The 19,614-nt window shown below is 68.5% G+C and carries 15 protein-coding genes; 7 read left to right on the top strand and 8 right to left on the bottom strand.

Translation table 11 applies throughout. From position 1 onward, the window contains the following. Window positions 1-13: 13 nt before the first annotated feature. From E0W80_RS16300 to E0W80_RS16285, 4 genes are all read right to left on the bottom strand, one after another. Window positions 14-592, bottom strand: a complete 579-nt coding sequence (locus tag E0W80_RS16300; protein ID WP_131494085.1) for a hypothetical protein — start codon at window positions 590-592, stop codon at window positions 14-16. A gap of 90 nt (window positions 593-682) precedes the next feature. Further along, window positions 683-2,437 carry a hydantoinase B/oxoprolinase family protein gene (locus tag E0W80_RS16295; protein WP_131494083.1) on the bottom strand — a complete coding sequence of 585 codons (1,755 nt, stop codon included), beginning with the start codon at window positions 2,435-2,437 and terminating at the stop codon, window positions 683-685. Window positions 2,438-2,440: 3 nt separating this feature from the next. After that, on the bottom strand, window positions 2,441-4,480 hold the full coding sequence (locus tag E0W80_RS16290; protein ID WP_165875495.1) for a hydantoinase/oxoprolinase family protein: 2,040 nt from the start codon (window positions 4,478-4,480) through the stop codon (window positions 2,441-2,443). A gap of 162 nt (window positions 4,481-4,642) precedes the next feature. Next, the gene (locus tag E0W80_RS16285; protein WP_131494080.1) at window positions 4,643-6,196 is read right to left on the bottom strand and encodes a PucR family transcriptional regulator ligand-binding domain-containing protein; all 1,554 of its coding nucleotides are present in this window, start codon (window positions 6,194-6,196) and stop codon (window positions 4,643-4,645) included. 123 nt (window positions 6,197-6,319) lie between these two features. Between E0W80_RS16285 and gabT the strand changes: the two genes are divergently transcribed. Together gabT and E0W80_RS16275 are read left to right on the top strand one after the other, a co-directional pair. Next, on the top strand, window positions 6,320-7,684 hold the full coding sequence (gabT, locus tag E0W80_RS16280; RefSeq protein WP_131494078.1) for a 4-aminobutyrate--2-oxoglutarate transaminase: 1,365 nt from the start codon (window positions 6,320-6,322) through the stop codon (window positions 7,682-7,684). Further along, window positions 7,681-8,946, top strand: a complete 1,266-nt coding sequence (locus tag E0W80_RS16275) for a Glu/Leu/Phe/Val dehydrogenase (RefSeq protein WP_240740573.1) — start codon at window positions 7,681-7,683, stop codon at window positions 8,944-8,946. The genes gabT and E0W80_RS16275 overlap by 4 nt, the downstream gene beginning before the upstream one ends. A 293-nt stretch (window positions 8,947-9,239) precedes the next feature. Here the strand turns inward: E0W80_RS16275 and E0W80_RS19525 are convergent, their stop codons facing one another. Both E0W80_RS19525 and E0W80_RS19520 read right to left on the bottom strand, forming a co-directional pair. Next, complete coding sequence (locus E0W80_RS19525) at window positions 9,240-9,494, bottom strand: hypothetical protein (protein ID WP_276320550.1); 255 nt, start codon at window positions 9,492-9,494, stop codon at window positions 9,240-9,242. Between the two features lie 21 nt (window positions 9,495-9,515). After that, on the bottom strand, window positions 9,516-9,707 hold the full coding sequence (locus E0W80_RS19520) for a hypothetical protein (RefSeq protein ID WP_276320551.1): 192 nt from the start codon (window positions 9,705-9,707) through the stop codon (window positions 9,516-9,518). On the opposite strand from E0W80_RS19520, the gene E0W80_RS19435 reads away from it, so the two are divergent. After that, window positions 9,656-10,504, top strand: coding sequence for an MFS transporter (locus tag E0W80_RS19435; RefSeq protein ID WP_276320549.1), 849 nt, complete (start codon window positions 9,656-9,658; stop codon window positions 10,502-10,504). The genes E0W80_RS19520 and E0W80_RS19435 overlap by 52 nt on opposite strands. 61 nt (window positions 10,505-10,565) lie before the next feature. Here the strand turns inward: E0W80_RS19435 and E0W80_RS16265 are convergent, their stop codons facing one another. Both E0W80_RS16265 and E0W80_RS16260 read right to left on the bottom strand, forming a co-directional pair. Continuing rightward, window positions 10,566-11,903 carry a permease gene (locus E0W80_RS16265; RefSeq protein WP_131494076.1) on the bottom strand — a complete coding sequence of 446 codons (1,338 nt, stop codon included), beginning with the start codon at window positions 11,901-11,903 and terminating at the stop codon, window positions 10,566-10,568. Window positions 11,904-12,233: 330 nt separating this feature from the next. Beyond that, window positions 12,234-13,649: a PucR family transcriptional regulator gene (locus tag E0W80_RS16260; protein WP_131494074.1), complete on the bottom strand. Its 1,416-nt coding sequence runs from the start codon at window positions 13,647-13,649 to the stop codon at window positions 12,234-12,236. Between the two features lie 173 nt (window positions 13,650-13,822). On the opposite strand from E0W80_RS16260, the gene E0W80_RS16255 reads away from it, so the two are divergent. From E0W80_RS16255 to E0W80_RS16240, 4 genes are all read left to right on the top strand, one after another. Then, window positions 13,823-14,455, top strand: coding sequence for an AmiS/UreI family transporter (locus tag E0W80_RS16255; protein WP_240740572.1), 633 nt, complete (start codon window positions 13,823-13,825; stop codon window positions 14,453-14,455). A 173-nt stretch (window positions 14,456-14,628) separates the two neighbouring features. After that, a complete protein-coding gene (locus tag E0W80_RS16250) occupies window positions 14,629-16,092 on the top strand; it encodes an NAD-dependent succinate-semialdehyde dehydrogenase (protein ID WP_131494072.1) in 1,464 nt (487 codons plus the stop codon). 367 nt (window positions 16,093-16,459) lie between these two features. Further along, window positions 16,460-16,981, top strand: coding sequence for a hypothetical protein (locus E0W80_RS16245; RefSeq protein ID WP_131494070.1), 522 nt, complete (start codon window positions 16,460-16,462; stop codon window positions 16,979-16,981). Next, entirely contained in the window at window positions 16,974-19,472 is a 2,499-nt protein-coding gene (locus tag E0W80_RS16240) for a hypothetical protein (RefSeq protein WP_131494068.1), read from the top strand. The genes E0W80_RS16245 and E0W80_RS16240 overlap by 8 nt, the downstream gene beginning before the upstream one ends. The last annotated feature ends 142 nt before the right edge of the window (window positions 19,473-19,614 follow it).

Here is a 19,614-nt window from a genome sequence, read left to right as displayed (position 1 = left end):
CGGTCGCCCGTCGTCAGCGGCCGATGCCGCGTCGCCATTCCGCCATGACCTCCGGGTCGACGTCGAGGTTGCTGTGCACGACCCGCACCGTCGCCGATCCGTCCGCGAGCGCCACCGAGAAGGCCCGTCGCACCCCGGCGAGCTCGACGGTCTGATCTGTCACCGCGAACACCCGCTGGTCGACATCGTCGTGGACGAAGCTCCACACCACACCCTGCCCGGGGTCGATCAACGCGATCCCGATCTCCCAGGCCAGCACGCACTGGCCCCCGTCCGCCCGGGGATGGAAACGCACCGCGTGCGCATCGAACCCGGCGCGTCCCGTGCGATCCAGCCGCGGAATCGTCCCGGCCACATCCAGCCGGGGCCCCTCGCGGTGCCCGAGGACGAGCTCGTGCGCCGACGCTCCCACCGCGGCCAGCCAGTCCTCCGTCGCGTACGTGTCCACGAACGCCGACGCGCCCAGCTCCACTCGCGTCTCGGCGACGCCGTCCGGCGTGCTCAGCGACAGAGCACCATCCCGTCCGAGCGAGAGCTCTCCCCAGCCCGGGTTCCAGGTGTCGCCCTTCCACAGCGCCGTTCCATTGGTCATGCTCACATCCTTCACGTTCTTCGATCCGCGCGTCGAGGGCCGGTGCATGCCCCGTGGAGACATGCACCGGCCCTCGAACCGATGACGACGTCAGCGCGAGGCGCGCGCCCGCTCCGTGGCGGCCACGTCGACCTGCAGGTCGTCGGTCAGGATGACGCCGTAGTCGCTCTCGGCACGCGAACGCGTCACGAGCTCGTTGCGGACGTCCTGGGCGACAAGCTCGGCGTCGCGCTCGAGCGGGTCGCCCCAGCCGCCACCGCCACCGCTCTCGAACACGAACGACTCGCCGGCCTTGAACTGGATGCCGCCGAGCATCTGCGGGAGCCAGTTGCCCTCGTCGTCGAGACCGCCGACGGTCTCGAGCGAACCGTCGACCTTGCGGCGCAGCTGCTTCTGTCGGCTGCCGAATCCGCCGCCGTTCGTGCCGGGCGATCCTTCGCGGGTGCGCGACGACTCCATCGTGATGATCTGGCCGTCGCCGACGAACTGCACCTCCATGCGCACGCCGGCGCCGCCGCGGTACTTGCCCGCACCGGAGGAGTCCTCGATCATCTCGAACGAGTTGTAGCGCAGCGGGAACAGCATCTCTGCCGTCTCGGCGGGCAGGTTCTGGCAGTTGCCCAGCGGGTCCATCGTGACGTGCATGCCGTCGTTGAACGGCGTGCCGCCCCAGCCGCCGGCGGGCAGGTCGGAGAACACGTGGTTCTCACGGGTCTCCGGGTCCATCACGCTCGCGGTGAACCAGTTGGCGTCGGCGTAGGTCGACGCCACGCTGCGCTCGGGGATCGCCTTGGCGATCGCCGACCAGATCCCGCCGGTGACCTTCGAGGACGCGGCGGTGGTGCAGCCGAGCGTCGGTGCCGGCCAGATCGGGTTGAGCCAGGTCCCCTCGGGGATCGTGAAGTCGATCTGGCGGTACATGCCGGCGTTGGCCGGAGCGTGCGGGTCGAGGAAGAACTTCAGCGAGTAGTAGATCGCCGAGGCGGTGTTGGCCAGGGGCGAGTTGATCGGCCCGAGCACCTGCCGGTCGGATCCGGTCAGGTCGACGTGGACGCGGTCCCCGTTGACCTCGAGCTTGACCTTGATACGCACCGGCTCATCGCTGTACCCGTCGCTGTCGATGTAGTCCTCGCCCTCGTACACGCCGTCGGGGATCTGCTCGATCGCCTTCTGGGTGCGGCGCTGCGTGTAGTCGAGGATCTCGCGCATGCCCTCGCGCATGACCTCGACACCGTAGCGGTTGGCCAGACGGCGCATCTCGTCGCGGCAGGCCCACAGTGCGGCCAACTGCGCCTGCACGTCGCCCTCGATGTACTGCGGGGTGCGGGTGCCGTTCTTGATGATGTCCATCAGGTCGCGGTTCACGACACCGCCCGCCACCAGCTTCACTGGCGGAAGACGGAATCCCTCGCCCGCGATGTGCGTGTCCATCGTCTGGCCCACATCGGTCCAGTGCGCACGGCTGACGGCGTAGGCCACGAGCTCGTCGTTGTGGTAGATCGGCGTGGTGAGGGTGACATCCGGGGTGTGGGTGCCGCCGAGGTACGGGTCGTTCAGCACGACGACGTCGCCGTCCTGGAGCGTCTCGCGCGGGAACTTGGCGAGCGACGCCCGGGCGCTGTAGTGCATGGCGGCGATGTGCACGGGGCAGTTCGCCGTCTGTCCGATGAGCTCGACATCGGGGTCGAACACGGCGCTCGAGAAGTCGACCATGTCGTAGATGATCGGCGAGAAGGACGCCTTCTGCAGCACCTGGGACATTCGCTCACACGCGTAGTCGAAGCCTCGGCGCAGCACCTCGAAGGTGACCGGGTCCAGCTTGCGGTCCAGAGTCGTTTCGGTCATGGCTCAGTTCTCCTTGCTCTCGACGATGATGTTGCCGAACTGGTCGACGTGAGCCTTGGCCTCCGGCGGGATGACGACCCCGCCGTGATCCTGCTCGATGATGGCGGGCCCGTCGACCTGGAGCCCGATGCTGGTGGAGGCGGGGTCGTAGACGTCGATCTCGACGAACTGACCACCGAAGTACGCCTGACGCTTCTTCGGCTTGCCTTCGCCACTGGTGGCGGCACCGGCCATGGCGGAGGCCGCCGGCTTGTGCGTGACGCCGACCGCGGTGATGCGCAGGTTGACGACGGCGACAGGGAACTCCTCCGAGTAGACGCCGTACTCCTGCTCGTGCGCCACGTAGAACGCCTTCTTGATCTCCTCGAGCGAGGCCTCCGTGAGCTCGCCGTCAGGCAGCGGGGTGGTGACCTCGTACGACTGTCCGATGTAGCGCATCGCCGCGAAGCGATCCACGGTCACCGACTCGGAGTTCGCCCCGTCGCTTGCGAGCAGCTCGCGGGCGTGCTCCTCGAGCTCGTTGAGCGCCGTGTTGAACGCCGCCATGTCGACCTCGGCCAGCGGGTGGTAGAAGGTCGAGTCGAGGTCGTGCCGGACGTCCATGGTGATGGCGCCGAACGCGCAGGCGACACCGCCGTAGGGCGGGACGACGACCTTCTCGACGCCCGCGCCACGAGCGGTCTCGAACGCGCTGAGGCCGCCGGCGCCACCGAACGCGACCATCGCGTGGTCACGCGGGTCGCGGCCGCGGTCGCTGGAGACCATGCGGATCGCGCCGGCCATGTTCTCGCAGAGGATCGCGAGGATGCCCTCGGCGCACTCGTGGATCGTCATGCCGAGCGGCTCCGCGACGGTCGCGATCGCCTTCTCGGCCGCCGCGATGTCGAGGGTGAACTTCCCGCTGAGATCGGGGCTGATGCGCCCGAGCACGAGGTTGGCGTCCGTGACGGTGGGCTTGTCGCCCCCGCGCCCGTAACAGGCGGGGCCGGGAACGGCCCCGGCGCTCTGCGGCCCGACGCGCAGCGAGCCGCCCGAGTCGATCCACGCGATCGATCCGCCGCCGGCGCCGATGCTGCGGATGTCCAGCATCGGCACGATGACGGGCATCTCCCACTCGAGCTCGTACTCGTCGGTGACCAGACCGCGACCGTTCTCCATGAGCGCCGCCTCGAAGCTGGTACCGCCCACGTCGGTGACGATCAGGTTCGGCGAGTCGAGCAGGGTGGCGAGATACGCGCCTGCGGCGACGCCGCCGGCCGGGCCCGACTCGATCAGCTCCTCCGGGTGCTCCTTCGCGTTGGCCGCGCTCATCATGCCGCCGTTGCTCTTCACGATGTAGAGCGGCGCCGTCGAGCCCTCCTCCGCGAGCTTCGTCTCGAGGCGGGTCATGTAGTCGCCGACGACGGGCATCATGGCGGCGCGGATGGCCGTCGTGACGAACCGGCCGAGCTCGCGCACCTTGGGTCGCGTCTCCGAGGACAGCGCGATCGTGGCATCCGGGATGACCTCCAGGATGATGTCGCGGGCGCGGCGCTCGTGCGCGCCGCTGTTGTAGGCGTTGATGAACGCGATGGCGATGTTGCGGATGCCGCGGTCGCGGATCTCCTCCGCCTTCGCGCGCAGGTCCGCCTCGTCCAGCGGCTTCACGACAGCGCCGTCGGAGCCGAGCTTCTCGGAGACCGCGTAGCGGTTGGCGCGGCTGATGAGCGGCCGCGGCTTCACCTGGTACGGGTCGTAGAGCGCCTGGCGACGCTGCCGGCCGATCTCCAGGACGTCGCGGAACCCGGCCGTGGTGATGAGCGCCGGCTCCGGGTACTTGCGCTCGATGAGAGCGTTGGTCGCGACCGTCGTGCCGTGCACGATGGTCGAGATCTCGTGGGGGGCGATCCCCGCTGTGCGCAGCGCGTTCAGCACGCCGAGCGACAGATCCTCAGGGGTCGAGAGCACCTTCGCGGTACGGACGCCGGCGGCCGTGGGGTTCGACTCGTCGAGCGCGTACAAGTCCGTGAAGGTGCCGCCGATGTCGACTCCGATGCGAAACATACATCTTCTCCATTGATCGCGGAGAGGGTGGACCAGCGTCCACGCCGGGACGGGTCGACCGCGGCGCACCTCTCCGAGCACTTGCATGAAAGCTAGGAGCGGGCCGATCCGCGGGCATCGGTCGAATTACGTATGCCGCGTAAAGCCGTGGTTACGTTCTCGTCACCGCACGTTCCGGTCGGACGTCTCGACGCCGTCCCGGTCGCGTGACGTCTGCACCCCGGCGACGACGCCCAGTGCGTCGAGCATGGTCCACAGCTCGGCGCGCGCGGGGAACCGCTGCAGATCCATGTCGAGCAGGCCGCCGAGCTCCTGCATCCGCGCTTTGAGCGTGTGCCGGTGCACCCCGATCTCGCGCGCGGCCGGATCCCACTGGGCGTTCCGGGCGAGCCAGATCGCGGCGTCGGCGAGCAGGCGACGACCATCGGTCCGCTCGACGACCGGCGCGAGCCGCGCCTGCGCGACCTCTCGCACCGACGACGCGGCGAGCAGCCCGGAGACGCTCGTCCGGAGCACGTCCCGGAAGGTGCGGACGGTACCCGGCGGCGCGGCCTCCAGGGATCGCACGGCCTGCAGGACGCCGGCGTCCAGCGCCGCCCAGCCGACCTCCTCCGAGAAGCCCGCTCGCGTGCGGCCCGCCTCGATCTGAGAGCGAACCGCTGCCCAACGGCGTACGTCGACGAGGAACAGGATCCGGTCCCCGTGCTGCACATGGAACGTGCGATGGGCCGGATCCGCGGCCTGCTGGGCGAGGCTCGACTGGAGCGCATCGTCCGTATCCCCGGCGTCGAAGGCGACCACGTGGAAGCGGCGCTCCGGCAGGCCGGCGGGAAGCCCCGCGATCGCACTGCGCACGATGTCCATGCGACCGTCCCGGAGCAAGACGAACAGCTCCGCGAGCAGCGCCTGGACGCTCTCGCGCACGTCCTCCATGTGCACGAGCGACACCTCCGCCAGCGCAATCAGCGTCGTCAGCGCCGAGCGCTCGGCCTCGTCGAAGATCGTGTCGCGCTCGGCGACGAGCACTCCGCGCAGCCGCTCGCCCCGGCCGAGGGTGTGCATCACCAGCACAGTGCCGTCGTCCTCCAGCTGAAGGCTCGCCCGCCGACGCCCGCGAAGCACGCGACGCGCCTGCTGAGCGACCGGCTGCGGCAGCGTGCCGGTGCCGCCCCGTGGCCGCACGATGGGAACGAGGTCTCTGTCGAGGATCGAAACCTTCGCGCGAAGGAGGCGGGCAGCACGCTCGACCGCATCCGCAAGCCCTCCAGCCCCGATCGCCGCGCTGGAGATGGCCGCTTGGGCGCTCAGGGCCCACTCGAGCCGGGCGCGGGCCGCGGCCTGCTGTCGATCGGCGACCCACCGTCCGATCGCGATGAACGGCGTGCCGTAGGAGACCTCCACCAGCGGCAGCCCGACGCCCTCGCATGCGGTGACGAGCTCGGCAGGGGTGCCGGCGCGGAACACCTCGGTCCCGAAGCCCACCGCCGCGACGCGGGCGCGCGCGAGGCGAGCGACGAACGCCTCGTATTGCGCCGGGCCCCAGTCCTCGGCGAACTGCCGACCGGTCGTCAGCAGCAGCTGGCCGGCTTCGGTGAACGGCGTCGGGTCCTCCAGATCGGAGGCATGGGCCCATGAGAGCTCGACGTCCTCCTCGGGCGAGACCAGCAGGTCGATGCCGAATCCGGCCCCGACCAGCTCCCGGAGAGTCGCGCTCATCGCCCCAGCGTAAGCCTTGCCTGCCAAATTGGCACGGGTTTGCGCAAGAACGCCACTCTGGCGCTGTACCGCCCGGCCGGCATCGGGCTAACTTCGGCCTCACACTCGACAGGAGGCTCGCCCATGACCGCACGTTCCCCACACGCCACGACTCAGATTCAGGGTGGCCCCGAGCTGCCTCAGCGACGACTGCTGGCCACATCGATCCCGGGACCGCGATCGAAGGACCTGCTCGCCCGCAAGACCTCCGCGGTGGCCGGCGGTGTCGGCATCTCCGTGCCGGTGTTCGCCGTCGCCGCCGGCGGCGGCGTGATCGTCGATGTCGACGGCAACAGCCTCATCGACCTCGGCTCGGGAATCGCGGTGACCACGGTCGGCAACGCCGCGCCGGAGGTGGTCGCAGCGGTGTCGGCGCAGGCGGCGAGCTTCACGCACACCTGCTTCATGATCACCGGATACGAGGGTTACGTCGCGGTCGCCGAGACGCTCAACCGTCTCACCCCCGGTGACCATGACAAGCGGACGGCGCTGTTCAACTCCGGATCGGAGGCGGTGGAGAACGCCATCAAGATCGCCCGCGCTCACACGGGCCGCCAGGCGGTGGTCGCGTTCGATCACGCCTATCACGGCCGCACCAACCTCACGATGGCTCTCACCGCGAAGGCGCACCCGTACAAGAACGGGTTCGGTCCGTTCGCGCCCGAGGTGTACCGCGCGCCGCTCTCGTACCCGTACCGCGACGGGGGGCTCTCCGGCGCGGAGGCCGCGCGCCGGGCGATCACCATGATCGAGAAGCAGGTCGGCGCCGCCAACCTCGCCGCGATCATCATCGAGCCGATCCAGGGCGAGGGCGGCTTCATCGTCCCTGCCGAGGGGTTCCTGCCCGCCCTGTCGCGCTGGGCCGCCGACAACGGGGTCGTGTTCATCGCCGACGAGGTGCAGACGGGCTTCGCCCGCACCGGCGCGATGTTCGCCAGCGACCACGAGGGCCTCGTCCCCGACCTCGTCGCCACCGCCAAGGGCATCGCCGGCGGCCTGCCGCTGTCGGCCGTCACCGGCCGGGCGGAGATCATGGACGCCGTCCACGTCGGCGGGCTCGGCGGCACCTATGGCGGCAATCCCGTCGCGGTGGCCGCGGCGCTGGCCTCTCTGGACCTGTTCGAGCACGGCGGGCTCGTCGAGCGCGCCCAGCAGATCGGCGCGATCCTCCGCGAGCAGCTCGACGCGCTGCGCGACGGCGACCCGCGCGTCGGCGACGTCCGAGGTCGCGGCGCCATGGTCGCCATCGAGCTCGTCGACCCCGCCACCGGCGATCCGGACGCCGCACTCACCGCGCGGATCGCGGCGTATGCGCACGCTCGGGGCGTCGTGCTGCTCACGGCCGGCACGTTCGGCAACGTGATCCGCTTCCTGCCGCCGCTCAGCATCGGCGACGACCTGCTGCGCGAGGGCCTGGGCGTCGTCGCCGAGGCTCTGGAGACGGTGTGAGCACCCCGCTCGCCCTCGCCACCCGCACCCCGCTCGAGGACGCGCACGCGCAGCTGGCCGCCGCCGTGGCCCACCTCGGCTACGGCGAAGGCCTGCACCGGATGCTCGCCACCGCGCGGCGGGAACTGACCGTCAGCGTGCCGCTGCGACGGGACGACGGATCCGTCGCCGTCTACGTCGGCCACCGCGTCCAGCACAACCTGTCGCGCGGGCCCGCCAAGGGCGGCCTGCGCTTCAGCCCCGCCGTCGACCTCGACGAGGTCCGCGCGCTCGCGATGTGGATGACCTGGAAGTGCGCGCTCGTGGACGTGCCCTACGGCGGCGCGAAAGGCGGGATCGCCATCGACCCGCGCGCCCACTCGACGGCAGAGCTCGAGCGGGTCACGCGCCGCTACACGAGCGAGATCCTGCCGATCATCGGGCCCGACATCGACATCCCCGCACCCGACATCGGCACCGACGAGCAGACCATGGCGTGGATGATGGACACCTACTCGGTCAACGTCGGCCACACGGTCCCGGGGGTGGTCACGGGCAAGCCGATCAGCCTCGGCGGCTCTCTCGGCCGCGCCAGCTCCACCTCCCGGGGCGTCGCCCACGTGTCGATCCTGGCGCTGCGCCACCGGCGCATCCGCGTCGACCAGGCGACCGCCGTGGTGCAGGGCTTCGGCAAGGTCGGCCGCGACGCCGCACGCTTCCTCGCCGAGGCCGGCATCCGGGTGCAGGCCGTCAGCGACGTGGACGGCGCCGTGTACTCCACCACCGGGCTCGACGTGCCCGCGCTGATCCGGCACGCAGAGCGCACCGGCAGCGTCGTCGGGTTCCCCGATGCCGAACCGCTCGACCCCGCCGAGCTACTGCTGCTCGACGTCGACCTTCTCGTGCCGGCAGCGATCGAAGGCGTCATCACCGCCGAGAACGCGTCGCGAGTGAAGGCTCGCGTGATCGTCGAGGGCGCCAACGGGCCCACGACCCAGGATGCCGACGCGATCCTCGCCGAGCGCGACGTGTTCGTCGTCCCGGACATCCTCGCCAACTCCGGCGGCGTGATCGTGTCCTACTTCGAGTGGGTGCAGGCCAACCAGGCGTACCGGTGGACCGAGGACGAGGTCACCCTGCGCCTGTCGGAGAGGATCACCGCGGCGTGGAACGCCGTGCTCGCATACGCCGAGCGCCGCTCGCTCACGCTGCGACAGGCCGCCACCGCTCTCGCGGTCGAGCGCGTCACCGAGGCGCACCGGCTGCGCGGCCTGTACCCCTGATCGCCACCGAGAAAGAGGTGAGGGCCGGGACGCTCCGAGGAGGCGTCCTGGCCCTCGTGTCGTCTTCCGCCGGTCGGCCTTCACTAGCCCAGCGGATGAATTGAGGTGCGATTTCATCCCCGAGCACGTTGCCGTGCCCGCGGCGCGCTGTCCTAGCCTCGCGCTGAACACGGCCACGCGCCCACTACGTAAGGAGTACAAGTGAGCGGATTCTCCGTCATCGATGACGCACCCGTCACGAAGTTCCATCGCCGGCTGCTGATCGCCTGCTGTGGCGGGCCGTTCCTCGACGGCTACATCATCAGCCTCATCGGCGTCGCCATGGCCGGGTTCCTCGCGGAGATCCCCGCGAACCCGGTGGAACTCGGGCTGATCGGAGCCTCGGGGCTGATCGGCATCTTCTTCGGCGCGACCGTCTTCGGCGCGCTGACCGACAAGATCGGCCGCGAGAAGATGTACGCCCTCGACCTCACCGTGCTTGTCGCGGCGTGCGCACTCACGGCGTTCGTCGGCGCCGCCTGGCAGCTGATCGTCCTCCGGTTCGTCATCGGCCTCGCCATCGGCGCCGACTACCCGATCGCGACATCCCTGCTGACCGAGTTCACCCCGAAGAAGCGTCGCGGCTTCATGATCGGGCTGTCGGGCTTCGCGTGGTCGCTCGGTGCCATGACGGCGTTCCTGTTCGGGTTCATCCTCGTCACCGCGACGGGTGAGCACCCGTGGCGGATCATGCTCGGCAGCGGCGCGATCCTCGGACTCATCGTCGTCCTGCTGCGCCGCGGCATCCCGGAGTCTCCCCGCTGGCTGGCCGGCAAGGGGAGGATCGACGAAGCGCGGAAGGTGCTCACCGACGTCTACGGCGCCGACGCCGCCCGCGCAGGTCGACCTGTCGACCGTCGACAGCCGCGAGAAGCAGTCGACCCTGCGCGACCTGTCGATGCTGTTGAAGAACGGCTACTGGAAGCGGACGATCATGTGCGGCGTGCTCTACTTCGCGCAGATCACTCCGCAGTACGCGCTCTACACGTTCGGAGCAGTGATCCTCACCTCCGCAGGCATCACCGGCGATGCGGCCGGCACACTCGGAGAGCTGCTGATCGCGGCACTGTTCGCCATCGGTGTCGTTCCGGCTCTGAAGCTCGTCGAGAGCTGGGGTCGTCGGCCGATGACGCTCCTGCCGTTCGCCTTGATGGCCGCGGCACTGGGCGCCCTCGCCCTCTGGGTCGGTGCGCCCGCGTGGTTCGTGATCGCTGGATTCCTCGTGTATGCCTTCGTCTCCGGCGGCCCGAGCATCCTCGAGTGGATCTACCCGAATGAGCTGTTCCCCACGGAAGTGCGTGCGACCGCGGTGGGTGTGGCGGTCGGCTTCAGTCGGATCGGTGCCGCCACCGGCACGTACCTGGTCCCGATCGGCATCGCGACGATCGGTGTCAACTGGACGCTCGGCATCTTCGCCCTGGTCACCCTCGGCGCTCTCGCGATCTGCTGGGCCTGGGCGCCGGAGACCAAGGGACGCTCGCTCGCCGACACCGCGACCATCCGCACCGTCGGAGTTTGAGTGAAAGGTGAGGGCCGGGACGCTCAGAGGAGGCGTCCCGGCCCTCACGTCGTTCCTGCGGCTACGCCATCGCCTGCTCGTCGACGTGCACGTCCTCGGTGACGCTGAGGACCCGGGGCGGCCACACGGTGGACGTGATCCAGAATCCGCCGCCGGCGAGCACGAAGGTGATGATCGGCGCCAGCTGCGCGAGCACCGGGATCGCCTCCTGCTCGGTGAGCAAGATGCCGATCGCCGACGACACCAGCCACACGAGTGCGCCCGGAGCGATGGCGGAGAGGTGATCGCGCCGCACCTCCGGGAGGTCGGACGTATCGCGCTTGGAGCGCAGAATGTAGACCAGCGCGATCGCGACCCACGCGGTGACGAAGACTCCCTGCCAGGCGAGAGCCACGAGGATCCATGAGAGCACGTTCGTCAGCATGACGAGGTACGCGATCGCGCTGGTCACGATCACCCACACCCATCGAGGCAGCGCGAGCCGGAAGATCCTGGTCGCGAAGGCGTCGAGGTTGGTCGAGCTGAGGTAGTAGCTGGCCGTGTTGATGCGCGTCTGGGAGACGACGATGACCAGCAGACCGACCACGCCCAGCGCCTGGATGATCGCGTTGACGACGCCCGTCTCGGTGCCCTCCGTGCCCCACGCGGCGGTCAGGTAGATGCCGATCAGACCGTTGAACGCGAACGTGAAGATGTAGAACACCCACCCGAAGGACACGTGGGCGTGGAACTTCTCGTCCTTCTTCTTGCCGAGCCGCGCGTAGTCGAACGTGTACATCATCATGATGTACACGCCCATGTAGACCAGGAACGTGGTCAGCCAGCCCGGCACGGGGCCGCTCTCCGCGGGGGCGGCCGGCCACTCGACCTGGGCGCCAGGGTGCGCGACGATCGTCACGATGACGGCAGCGATGAGCCCGAGGAAGTAGATCGGCAGCAGGTAGCCGTTGAGACGATCCAGCCAGTTGTGGATGCCGCCGATGACCAGCGGCAGGATGTACACGACGACCGCCAGGTACCAGAGGTTGATGTCGCCGCCGAAGAACTGCTGGAACGCCACGGCGATGATCGAGCCCTCGAACACGATGTAGTAGATCGCCGTGGCAGCGAAGATGAGCGTCGCGAGAGCCGAGCCCGCGATCCCGAAGAGGGATCGCGAGAACAGCTCGACCGTGAGCCCGGTTCGTGCGCCGTACTTCGACAGGACCGCGTTGATGATGCCGTAGACGGCGATCGACAACGCCATGCCGATGATCGTGTCGGTGACGCCGACGAGGTTCGCCGAGGCGACCGCGATGTACAGCCAGAACATCGCGGAGAACAGCGCCCACCATGCCATGGCGAGAGACCATCTGCCGACGCGTTGTGTGGCGGGGAGAACGTAGTCCGAATAGCTCACTGAAACTCCTTGGGACAGGAGACGGAGAGGTGCGTGTGGCATCCCTGTGAAGCGCGCACGTCGGCAGAGGTGCCACGGGTCTCGGCACCGATGCGAACGCTCATCTCCGTCGATGGATGAGTGCGGGTCCACGCTCATACCGGGGTTCGAGCCCTTCTCCCGGCCGGGTAGCTCTGAGCGCTTGGAGGCAAGCTAGGGCCACGTCGAATGCGGCGACATCGGTCGAACTACGTACGAAACGTAAAGGCCTCGTTACGGTCTCGTCACCGCCCGTTCCCGGTCACGTGCCCACGATCACGCCCGCGGCGACGTGCTTCGCGGCGCGATCCGTCATCCGCGCAGCGACTCCCAGGCCTGATACGCCACCCAGAGGGCGGAGAGGTCCGCCGACTTGCTGGTGCTGAGCCCGGTGACCTCCTCGATGCGCTTCAGGCGATACGACAGGGTCTGACGGTGGATGCCGAGCTCATGAGCGGTGACCTGCCAGCTGCGGTCGTGACGGAGGTAGGCGAAGAGGGTCTCACGCAGGTTGGTCGCGGACGCCGACTCCTCGAGCAGGCCGCCCAGCACGCCGGCGACGATCTCCTCCGCCTCCCTCCGAGAGCGTGTGAGCACGGAGATCCGCGCTCCTTCGAACTCGACCCACGAACGATCCGAGAGATGCGCGCCGGCGAGGGTCTTCGCCGCCTCGTCCGCGGCGACGCGCACGTCCGCGTAGCTGGTGAACGTCGAGGAGACGCCGAATCTGACGTCGCCGGTCTCGGCCAGCGCCCGGATCTCGGGGACGGCCTCGATCGGGACGAGCACGAGGTGGCCCGTGCTGCCGGCGCCCACGACGACGGGCAGCCCGCGCAGCGCTGCGGTGCGGGCGACACGGTCCGCCTCCGTCGACGAGAATGCGGCGACCTGATAGCCGTCCGATGCGTGATGCGGCGCGAGCAGGATGTCGAGATTGCGCGGGGTGACGCCGCTGAGCAGCGACCTCATCGCCTGCTCGCTCGACTCGCGCCGGCGCTCGGCCGCGTGCAGGATCCTCCCCACCGCGACTTCGAGGACCTTCATCAGGTGCACCAGCAGGAAGCTGTCGAGCTCCTCCCTGGGATGCTCGGTGATGATCAGGCTCGCCGGGTGCGCGCCCCGCAGCGGGTAGCTGCGAGCGGCGTCGTTCTCACGTCCGCCACCGGGGATACCCGCATCGATGACGGTGACGCCGGTCGTGGGCTCTTCGATGCGGATCCCGACGCCCAGCAGCGTGGCGAGATCCCCTGCGAGCCGGTCGACGTCGTCGTCGGCGTTCGCGGCGAGGTGGTACAGCTTGCTGAGCTTGAGGACCATCAGCGTCTGCGACGACGTATTGGCGGCAGCCACGTGGCGCGCGACGACCGCATACGGGGTGTGCGGCGCGGCGAGCAGCACCGGGAAGCCACGCTCATCCGCCTCCGCGAGCATCGCATCGGTCAGCGGGGGCGCGGTCTCCTCATGGTCGCCGACGATCAGCCCCGCCAGGCCGCCGTCATCCAGGCTGCGGATGAACGCGACCTGCTCGTCCGCATCCAGCGGCACGCACAGGCCGACGGTCATGAGCAGCTCATGGGGGCCGAGCCAGCGCGCCGGATCCGGCAGCTCGCAGCTGTGCGCCCAGAGGACCTCTCGCGCCAGGCCGTCGCGGCCGGCGAGAAGGCGGACGTCGAGGCTCACCGTCGAGAGGATGTCGTCGACGGTGAGGATCCCCTGCGAGTCGGTCATGCACGCATCGTAGCGATCATCTTTCAGACGAGCGTACGAATGGTGCGGTTCGATTCGTATCGGTGTCCAGTTGCCGCATGGTGGACGGTGCCGAGACGCTGGCCGTCCGATCGCTGCTGACGCCGATGCTGAGGAGGCCCGTCCATGGTGGATCACCCCGTTCGCGTCCACGGATGTCGGGGGAACCCGTGAGCAACGTCGGGCTCCTCTACTCGGCCGCCGCGCTCATCATCAACGGGCTCGTGCTGCTGGGCGTCGTATCCGGCAGGGCCGCAGCCCCGTTCAATCTGCTCGTCGGCAGCATGCAGGTCATCTTCCCGACCGTGGCGCTCATCCAGGCTGCTGGCGACACCGACGCCATCCTCAGCGCGTCGTCCGTCTACCTCTTCGGCTTCACCTATCTCTATGTCGGGCTCAACGCGCTCACGGGCGCGAGCGGTGAGGGCCTCGGCTGGTTCTCCCTCTTCGTGACGACCTGCGCCGTGGTGTTCAGCCTGCTCGAGTTCCTGTCGGGCGGATTCGTCTACGCGGTCCTCTGGCTCTTCTGGGGCGCGCTGTGGTTCCTGTTCTTCCTGATGCTCGCGATCCAGACCAAGGGGATCGATCGCTTCAGCGGATGGTTCACGCTCCTGCTCGGCATCTTCACCGTTGGCGTGCCGGGATTCCTCGAACTGGCGGGAGGCTTCCCCGACACCCCGCTCACCGGCAGTATCGCGCTCGGCGTCGGCCTCATCCTGCTGCTCGTGTCCTGGGTTCTCGGGCGAGCGAAGCGACCTGATGACGCGGCACACCCCGCCGCCGCATGAGCTGCGCCGTGACCCGTCGACTGCGCTCTGTGTTGGCTATTCCTCAGGATGAATCTTCACCACGATTCCTCCTTCAGTACGATTCCGCCACCCGCTGATGGGGTTCTACGGTCATGTCTGGATCGGATGACCCCCTGGCTGTCTAGCGCCGCTCAACCTGACCGGAGAACCACATGAACGAACGCGAGAAGGCACTGCTGGCCGAGGTCGAGACCCGGCTGTTCATCAGCGGGGAATGGGCCGACTCCTCGTCGGGCAGGACCTTCGAGGTACGCGATCCCTCGACGAACGAAGTCATCGCGCACGTGGCCGACGCCACCGCGGAGGACGGCGTGAAGGCGCTCGACGCCGCGGCCGCCGTACAGGAGGAGTGGGCGGCGACGCCGCCGCGGGTGCGCAGCGACATCCTGCGTCGCGTGTTCGACATCGTGCGCGAGCGCGCCGACGACATCGCCCTGCTGATGACCCTCGAGATGGGCAAGCCCCTCGCCGAGGCCAAGGGCGAGGTCACCTACGGCAACGAGTTCAACCGCTGGTTCAGCGAGGAGGCCGTGCGCATCTCGGGCCGCTACGGCGCGAACCCCGAGGGCACCGGCCGCATCATCGTGTCGCAGCGCCCCGTCGGGCCGTCGTTCTTCATCACGCCGTGGAACTTCCCCCTCGCGATGGTCACGCGCAAGATCGCTCCCGCCCTGGCCGCGGGCTGCACGGTCGTGATCAAGCCGGCTGAATTGACGCCGCTGACGACGTTGTTCTTCACGCGGCTGCTCGTCGAGGCGGGCCTGCCCGCGGGTGTCGTCAACGTGGTGCCGACAAGCGCTGCCGCCTCCTTGTCGGCGCCGATCATCGCCGATCCGCGCCTGCGCAAGCTGTCGTTCACCGGATCGACGGAGGTGGGCCGCAAGCTCATCGCCCAGGCCGCGGACGGCGTGCTGCGGGTGTCGATGGAACTCGGCGGAAACGCCCCGTTCGTCGTGTTCGAGGACGCCGACCTCGACAAGGCCGTCACCGGCGCCATGCTCGCGAAGTTCCGCAACATCGGCCAGGCGTGCACGGCGGCGAACCGGTTCATCGTGCACGAGTCGGTCGCCGAGGAGTTCGCGAACCGGATCACCGAGCGGGTCCAGAAGATGAAGATCGGCCGCGGCACCGAGGAGGGCGTCGAGATCGGGCCCCTCATCGACGCCGACGCCGTCGCCAAGGCTGCCGAGCTGGTCTCCGACGCGACCGAGCGCGGTGCGACGATCGTCGCGGGCGGCGAGAAGCTCGACGGCCCCGGCACCTTCTATCAGCCGACCGTCGTCACCGGCGTGCGGCCGGGCAGCGCGATCCTGCGCGAGGAGATCTTCGGCCCGGTGCTCGCGATCGCCACGTTCTCGACCGAGGACGAGGCGGTGCGCCTCGCCAACGACACCGAGTACGGCCTGGTCTCGTACGTCTACACGGAGGACCTGCAGCGCGGGCACCGCATGATCGAGCGTCTCGAGACGGGCATGATGGGCCTGAACGCGGGCGTCATCTCGAACGCCGCCGCCCCGTTCGGCGGCGTGAAGCAGTCCGGCGTCGGCCGCGAGGGCGGCGCCGAGGGCATCCACGAGTACCTCTCCACGAAGTACACGCTGGTTCCGAACGCGTGAAGTGTGTACTCGGCGGCGCCGTTGTCAGACGTTGAGCAATTCACCTGAGGATGGGCTCGGGGGGTCAGATGGCGGTTGCCAGCGGGATTGTGGGGTCGTCGCCCCGCGTGAGATGCCGATGGGATGGGGCGTCTTGTGCGCGGAGGGCACGAGCCTGATCGGCATTGCGACACGAGGCGCACCAGCGACGGCTCGGCTGATCCGCGGAGGCTGAGGTGACTCAATAGGATGAACAAATGGCGGGCCGTGCGGTGACGCGCCCCGATGCGCGTCAATACCTTGAAATGTCGTCGGGCACCCTGCGTCGCCAGTAGCGGTGAGGCGGGGAGTCCGACCGAGTTGCCGTTGCTCGTCGTGAGGGGGTCGTTTGTCGACGGAAAGCCTCGATGATGAGATTTGCTATGGCCGCGATCATCGCAGCGTGCGCATCTTCGTGAGTTCGAAGATGGATGGGTCATTGGATGAGGAGCGCCAAAGGGCTGCTGCGGTGATCGAACGGCGGCCGACGCACACGGCCTGGTGGTGGGAGCGGGACGCGCCCATTGGCGTTCTTCACTCGGTGAAGGAGTGCGCCCAGTTCGCGGGAACAAGCGATGGGCTCCTGCTTATCGTGGCTGGTCCCCTGAGCGACGTGATCTACCAGGAGTATCAAGCGGCGAAGGAAGCGCAGGCGGAGCGTTACATTCTCATCCGGGGCGACTTCGATGAGCTTCCGTCGGAGGTGCGGGAGTTCATCCGCCGAGAACGCGGGTCTGTTGTGACGAGAAACTTCAAGAACGCGAACGAGCTGGAGTCCTTGCTCCACGACGCACTGAATATGACGGCGGTGCGGGCGATGCGCGAAGTGCAGTTGATGAGACGCCGGGAGACGAGGCAACGCCATGTCTGACAACGACAAGCCTGCCGGCGCCGCGGCGTCCGATGATGAGGTGCTTTCGAGGGCGTTCCAGAAGCTTGGCGAGAACTTCGGGAAGGCGCTTCTCGCGGACGGTGACGGAGGCCTTGTTTCCGTCCTGGACGAAGTGGATGCACTGCTCGACGGCGGCTATTTGAGTGTCGCGCGGTCGATCATCGTGGCCGCCTTCTCTCGAATCGCGGCTGGGCCTCTGTCAGACCCTGAGGCGGTCGCGGCATTCACAGACGAGCGACGGTACATCGGCGTCCTGGCGGAAGGGCTCAAGCAGCAGGGACGTACATTGCTGTGGGCCGCGGCGGTCGACGCGTCGGCCCGGGTCGCGGTTCATGAAGGCCGCTACGAACAGGCCCGAGACCTGTTCGCGCGCGCCGCGAGGGCCTACACGGATAACGATGCAGGCGTCGAGGCCGCCTTCGCGACTCTGCACGCCGGCGTCGCCGGTGATCAGGTCGGCGAGAAAGACGATGAAGCCGCAGTCGCGATGGTTCGGGCGCTGGACACGTTCCGGCGGCTCTCACACCCGCGCGGAGAAGCCCTTGCGCTTGTCAATCTCGCGAAGGCGCGAAATCGGCACGGGGACGTGGCGAGCGCCCGCGACCTGCTGGAGCAGGCACGGGCGGTGCGCTACGGGCGTGATGGGCATCTCACGACGAGCATCGACCTCGAGTTCGCGTTGCTGAGTCTCGACGACGGCGATGAGCGCGCAGCATATCCGCTCCTGACCAAGGCACTGAGAAGTGCGCAGCGCCGCGCTGATCACCCACAGGCGCGCATTGCCGCCGTCAACCTCGCTCTCATGGCCGAAGGACGCGGCGCTGACCGCCGTGCGGTCCACTGGTGGGAAATCGCGTCCGAACAGGCCCTCGCAGTCGACGACAGTCCAGGCTGGCGCGAGAGCGAGGCATCGCGCGCCCTCGCCCTCGCCCGGCTAGCGCGCTTCGAGGAAGCGATCGCGACGTTCGACGCGGTAATCGAGGACGCCGCCCCCGTCGACGCGCTCATGGCGGCGCGGGCTCAGGCGGACCGCGGGGCGGCTGCACTTGAGTCCACCCTCAGCACTGACGACGGCGAGCCGAATCCGTCTTTCGCCGCGCAGATGGCGCAAGCCGAGTCGAGCTTGCACCAGGCACGTGCGCAACTCGAGAACCTCGGAGACCTCGAGTGGGCCGAACAAGTCGTGCGCAACCTTCGGATCTTGTGGAACCGGACCGGGGAGCAGCAGCGTGGGGCTGCCGCGTTCACGACTGACGCAGAGCGCTTTCGCCAGACAGAGCCCACTTACGCGGCCGAGCTGCTGCGAAACAGCGCATGGCTCCTGCTGAGCACGGCACCGTCGGATTCCGCGAAGGCCGAACAGCAACTGGTCGATGCGGCCAAGCTCGCGAGCGCTGACGCCGCGGAGCAGATCTGGGCTCTCGCACGAGATGCAGGCGCTCTCGGAGCACGACTGCAGTACGAGTCCGCGATGCGGCTCTTTGACGAAGCGCTTGACCACGCGGAGGCAAATGGCGAGCTTTCTTCACTGGGCAACGTCCTGAACGACTCTGCGATCGTGGCCGCAGAATCCGGAGACCTCGATGCGGCAGCCGAGAGACTGCAGCGTGCCCTCGAGGTTTCCAAGTCGCTGCACGACCGCGTTCTGCAGTGCCTTGTCGAGGGGAATCTCGGCGAGACGCTGGTGCGGCAAGGAGAAAAGGAACGCGCGCGAGCGCATTTCGACGTGGCGGCGTCGCTTGCACAGCAGATTGGTGATCTCGAGCGCGCCGCGTCCGCGGCCGCTTCCCTCGCCAACACGTTCGTTGATGAGGGCGCGCTGGACGAGGCCGAGAGCGCCGCAGGAATCGCCGACCGTCTTGCGCAGGAAAGCGGCTCCGGCGATGCGCTCGCTCGCGCCGAGAGCGTGCACGCCAGCGTCGAATACGCACGCGGTGAGTACGAAGCGGCGTACCGAGCGTGGCTTCGCTGCATCGACCTCGCTGAAGAGCGGGAGGTCGGAGAATACCAAGCCTTTGCTCTCGACAGCCTTGCGAACATCGGGGATTGGTCACGGTTCCGCCGCCAGCTGGACAGGTTCGCCCGGTCTGCGCAGAAGACGGGTTCCCAGTTCGGATTCGTAGAGAAGCTCCATCTGCCAGGGCTCACGTGGCTGAGGCGCGGGCACGCCCACGCAGCGGGCACCGTGCTGGCATACAGCGTCCTCCTCGGGCTGGAAGCAGCCAGCAAAGCTCGCGGACGGCGCGACCTGCATAGCGAGGGCGAGATGTACCGCGTCACACAGTCTCTTGGGTTCGCGCAGGCGGTCTTCCAGTTGCTCGAGCTGCCGCCGGCGCTGCTCGCTCGCGTCCGCAAGGCCTACGAGAAGGCGGTGCGGGCGATGGCGGGCGACAATGCTGACATCGCGATCGACCTGGTCGACGACCTCATCCGCTCTGACGACGACGAAGGGCAGACCGTGGCGGAATAGCCGACGCGGTCGCTCTCTCCGGGACTATCGGGGGCTCCACGGCGGCCCGACTCGATGGCGCCACGAGCTACGAAATGGGGTCTGCTGCCCTCGGCGCCTGCGGTGAAGCGCAACAACAACACCTTCTCGAGAAGAGAAAGTA

The organism is Microbacterium sp. PI-1, from assembly GCF_004337555.1.
GTDB lineage: Bacteria > Actinomycetota > Actinomycetes > Actinomycetales > Microbacteriaceae > Microbacterium > Microbacterium aurugineum.
The sequence above is the reverse complement of the archived record's forward strand: the minus strand, read 5'-3'. Positions and strand labels throughout refer to the sequence as shown.